Raw genomic sequence first — 4175 nt, forward strand, 5'->3', positions numbered from 1 at the left:
GGAGGCCCGCTTCCGCGCGCAGGGCATGCAGCACCCGCTGCCACGCATGCAGATGCTGGATGGTTTCAATGCCGGCTGGCTGACGTTCGAGCGCACGCCGCGGCGCGGCTTGCTCGGGCTGGAACAGGTGATCGAGCAGTTGCTGCGGCGCGCATAGACTGGACTGCGCCATCCACTGTCGATCTCCGAAACGCTGAGAGGGTGTCGTCCCGGACACCGGCGAAAGACGCTCCAGCGCTCAGCCGAAGCGCACTGCGTAGACCGGTGGCAGCCGGGCCGGCAGGGCCGCCCATTGGTCGCCGCTGTCGTGGCTGGCCCACAGGCCGCCGGTGGTGCTGCCCATCAGCAGGCCCTGGCCGCGGCTGTCCACCGCCAGGCCGTGCCGGTACATCAGGTCGTAGCAGTCCTGCTGCGGCAGGCCGGCGCGCAGCGTCTCGAAGCTGGCACCACCGTCGCGGGTGCGGTTGACCACCAGCGCGCCGTTCACCGGCACGCGGCACTGGTCCTTCACGGCAGGGACGAACCAGGCGGTCTGCGGGTCCAGCGGGTGCGCCGCCACGGCGAAGCCGAACACCGACAGCGGCGCGGTGATTTCGGTCCACTGCGTGCCGCCGTTGGTCGAGCGGAAGATGCCGTTGTGGTGCTGGCACCAGAGCACGTCCGGCGCGGCCGCGCAGCGCACGATGGCGTGCGGGTCCTGCACCTCGGGGTTGAAAGCCTGGTCCGGCGGCATGAAGTCCGCGCGCATGCCGTGGGCCGCCTGGCGCCAGGAGGCACCGTCGTCCTGCGTGAGCCACGCGCCGGCGCAACTCACGCCCACCAGCAGCGTGCCGCCGGGCTGCGGGCAGATCGAATGGATGCCGGGCTGGTCATAGCCGCCGCCGGTCCAGGATGGGCGCTCGGGGCGCTGCCACAAGGCCTGCTCCAGCTGCCAGCTGGCGCCGCCATCGCCGGAGCGGAAAAGAGCGCCGGGCAGGGTGCCGGCGAAGATGGATGCGCCAGCCCGTTCGAGCGACCAGACCATCGTCACCTTCCACGGCGGGCCCTCGGCGTCGCTGGGTTGGGCCGGCAGGCTGGGCGCGTCCACTTCGTGCCAGCTCGCGCCTGCGTCATCCGAGCGGTGCAGCTTGACGCCGAAGTGGCCCAGGTGCAGGGCGGCCAGCATGTGGCCCGAGGCGTCCGGCGGCAACACGTTGCTCACCGGGTCGCCAACGAAGCTGGCGCGCTCCACCGCCCAGGCACCTGCCCGAAGCCGGAGTTCGAACAAGCCTTTGCGGGTGGCCACCCAGGCACGATCATCCATGTCTTGTGCTCCTTGCGAGGCGGGCCAGCGCCGCCGGTCAACCGCCCGTCAGGGCTTGCAACACGTAGACCCGGTCGGCCGGGGCCAGCGGGTCGCTCAAGCCAATGCGGTCCTGCGCCCGCCGGTCCTCGATGAAGATCACCACATGCTGGCGCAAGTGGCCCTGCTCGTCCAGGATGTACGGGCGCAGTCGGGCGTTGCGCTCGAAAGCGGCCGCCAGCGCCTCGCCCAGCGTGGCCGCGGGCGTGTCGAACTCCGGCGTTTCAGTGAAACGCTGCAGTTGCGAGGTGAAGGCGATGTGGGCCACGGCGAAATGATGCCGCAAGCACGCCGCTCTGGCGCCAGGAGATGCCCTTGGCGCCGCGAGCGACTTTGCCGTCGGTGTACAAGGCACGCACCTTTTCCTCAACCCAAGGTCCTGCCATGACTCAGTCCGCTGCGCGCGTCAGCCCCACCGTCACCACGCTGGAGATCGATCCCGAGCTGTGGTGCCTGTTCGATCAGTACGTGCACGGCGACATTGACCGGCGGGGCTTCCTGGACCGGGCCACCCGCTTTGCCACGGCTGCCGGCACCACCTCGCTCGGCCTGCTGGCCGCCTTGAGCCCGGACTTTGCGCGGGCGCAGAAGGTTCCGCCCACGGACGCACGGATCAAGACCGAATCGGTCGAGTTCGCGTCGCCCGCCGGCTACGGCAAGGTGCGCGCCTACGTGGCCCGGCCGGCGCAGGCCAGCGGGCCGCTGCCGGTCGTGTTGGTCGTGCACGAGAACCGCGGGCTGAACCCGCACATCGAGGACATCGCGCGCCGGCTGGCATTGGAGAACTTCATCGCCATCGCGCCGGACGCACTGTTCACGCTGGGCGGCTACCCCGGCGATGAAGACAAGGCGCGCGACCTGTTCGGCAAGCTGGACCAGGCCAAGACCCGCGAGGACTTCCTGGCCGCTGCAGCCTATGCCCGCACGCTGCCGGGCAACAACGGCAAGCTCGGCGCCATCGGCTTCTGCTACGGCGGCGGCATGGTCAACTTCCTCGCAGCTCGCGTGCCCGAACTGCGGGCCGGTGCACCTTTCTACGGCGCGCCGCCGCCGGCCGAGGAAGTTGGCCGCATCAAGGCCGAACTGGTGCTGGCCTACGCCGACAACGACGAACGCATCAACGCCGCCTGGCCGGCCTACGAGGCCGGCCTGAAGACGGCGGGCGTGAAGTACGAAGCCTTCAAGTACGCCGGCACCCAGCACGGCTTCAACAACGACACCACGCCGCGCTTCGACGCCGCCGCCGCGCAGCAGGCCTGGGGCAGGGCGCTGGCGTTGTTCAACCGCACGTTGCGCTGAACCTGCCGAGACCGATGTTGGCGATGGTGCAACGACCTGGATGCAGTTTGTGATGAAGATTGAGGCAGTTCTTTTCGACATGGATGGCACCCTGGTCGACAGCGAAGGCACACACCACCGCGCGCTGTCCGACGTGCTGGACGGCCTGGGCTTGGCCAAGCCGGCCGGCTTCGACGCCGCGATGACCGGCCAGTCGCTGCGCGCGGTCTATGAGCACTTGGTGGCAGAGGCTGGTTTGCCGCTGAGCTACGCTGAACTCGCCACGGCCAAGTACCGCGCTTTCCTGGACCGCATTGGCGAGCTGCATTGGCGGCCCGGCGCGCAGCAGGCGCTGGCCGCGGTGGCCGAGGCCGGTTGCGCTTTTGCGGTGGTCACCAACTCCGACCGCATGCTGCTGGACGCCAGCCTGAAGGTGCTCGGCCTGACTCGGCCGGACCTGATCACCGTTTCGCGCAACGACGTGCGCGAAGGCAAGCCACAGCCCGAGCCCTACCTGCGCGCGGCCTGGCTGCTGAGCCTCACGCCCGCCCAATGCCTGGTGGTGGAAGACAGCCAGGCCGGCGCAACTGCGGGCCTGGCTGCCGGCATGACGGTGATCGGCTGGCCCGAGGCCAGTCGACCCGACATGAGCTTTGGCGCTGGTGCCCTGGTGGCGCCGCCGCACGACCTCGCCAGGCTGTTGGCCGGGCTGCTTTGATGGCCGGCGGCTTGCGCCGCCGGCCGCGGGCGCTTCAGGCCCGCTCAGTGCTCAGGGGGCTGCGTCAGAGGCAGCAGACCAGGTGCTGCAGGCAGCAGGCCAGGTCGCCGCAGCAGGCGTTGGCTGCGAGGGCGACGGTGGACAGGGTGGCCAGCGCAATGGCGGCCGAGAGCTTGAGGAAACGGGATTTCATGGTTTGCATCCTTGATGTTGAAAACTTTGTTCAGATGAGCAGAGTCTTCAGATTCGGTGGACGCCAAACGTCGCGGATCATGCCTTCGGGCGAAGGCGCCAAGTTTGCAGGCGCGGCGCGCGCAGCAGTGGCAGCACGCAACGGCGCGGTCGCCGGAGTGGGCAGCGCGGCCGGGACCTGGCAGGTCTGGCAGCCCATGTCGACGCAGTGGCCCGCGCCCTTGCAATCTTCCAGGCAACAGCCACGGTAGACCGCGGCCACGGCCATGCTGGACTGGGCCATGAACAGGCAGCCCAGCAGCAAGGCGAAGATCGCGAAATGCTTGCGCATGGGGCCGACTGTAAGCGAGCCGAGGCGGCGCGGGCCGGGAGGGCTCAATCCGGCAGGAACAGCAGGTCCACCACCCGGCGCAGCAGCGGCACCAGTTGCTGCCGATCCAGTGCCGGGCCGATGCCTTCCCGGAACAGCCGACCTTCAGCCAGCGAGGCGACGATCTCCACCCGCAGCGCGGCCTGGGCTTGGCTGAGCGCAGGCTGCTGGCTGCGCATGGTGGCCACCGCGCGTGCGTGCAACTTCAGGTCGGCCGCTTTCACCAGTTCGGCCACGGCCGGGTTGCGGGCGCTTTCGGCCTGGATCTCCAGCAG

7 protein-coding genes are annotated in these 4175 nt (G+C 69.5%); 2 read left to right on the forward strand and 5 right to left on the reverse strand.

Going from position 1 to position 4175, the window contains the following annotated elements; all coding sequences use genetic code 11:
* Positions 1-238: 238 nt before the first annotated feature.
* Both FKP22_RS22775 and FKP22_RS22780 read right to left on the reverse strand, forming a co-directional pair.
* Positions 239-1303: a WD40/YVTN/BNR-like repeat-containing protein gene (locus FKP22_RS22775; RefSeq protein WP_141289964.1), complete on the reverse strand. Its 1065-nt coding sequence runs from the start codon at positions 1301-1303 to the stop codon at positions 239-241.
* Between the two features lie 37 nt (positions 1304-1340).
* Positions 1341-1610 (reverse strand): MoaD/ThiS family protein, encoded by a 270-nt coding sequence (locus FKP22_RS22780; protein WP_141289965.1) that lies wholly within the window; start codon positions 1608-1610, stop codon positions 1341-1343.
* A 116-nt stretch (positions 1611-1726) separates the two neighbouring features.
* Between FKP22_RS22780 and FKP22_RS22785 the strand changes: the two genes are divergently transcribed.
* A complete protein-coding gene (locus FKP22_RS22785) occupies positions 1727-2641 on the forward strand; it encodes a dienelactone hydrolase family protein (RefSeq protein ID WP_141289966.1) in 915 nt (304 codons plus the stop codon).
* Between the two features lie 52 nt (positions 2642-2693).
* The gene (locus tag FKP22_RS22790) at positions 2694-3338 is read left to right on the forward strand and encodes an HAD family hydrolase (RefSeq protein WP_170201025.1); all 645 of its coding nucleotides are present in this window, start codon (positions 2694-2696) and stop codon (positions 3336-3338) included.
* Positions 3339-3402: 64 nt separating this feature from the next.
* Here the strand turns inward: FKP22_RS22790 and FKP22_RS34285 are convergent, their stop codons facing one another.
* The 3 genes from FKP22_RS34285 to FKP22_RS32515 form a co-directional block, all read right to left on the reverse strand.
* Positions 3403-3531, reverse strand: a complete 129-nt coding sequence (locus tag FKP22_RS34285) for a hypothetical protein (protein WP_259372459.1) — start codon at positions 3529-3531, stop codon at positions 3403-3405.
* 30 nt (positions 3532-3561) lie between these two features.
* Entirely contained in the window at positions 3562-3861 is a 300-nt protein-coding gene (locus FKP22_RS22795) for a hypothetical protein (RefSeq protein ID WP_141289968.1), read from the reverse strand.
* A gap of 44 nt (positions 3862-3905) precedes the next feature.
* Positions 3906-4175 (reverse strand): hypothetical protein (locus FKP22_RS32515; RefSeq protein WP_211361530.1); only part of this gene is annotated, 270 nt, incomplete at its 5' end.

This window comes from Ideonella azotifigens (assembly GCF_006519715.1).
In the GTDB taxonomy this organism is placed as follows: Bacteria; Pseudomonadota; Gammaproteobacteria; order Burkholderiales; family Burkholderiaceae_C; genus Ideonella; species Ideonella azotifigens.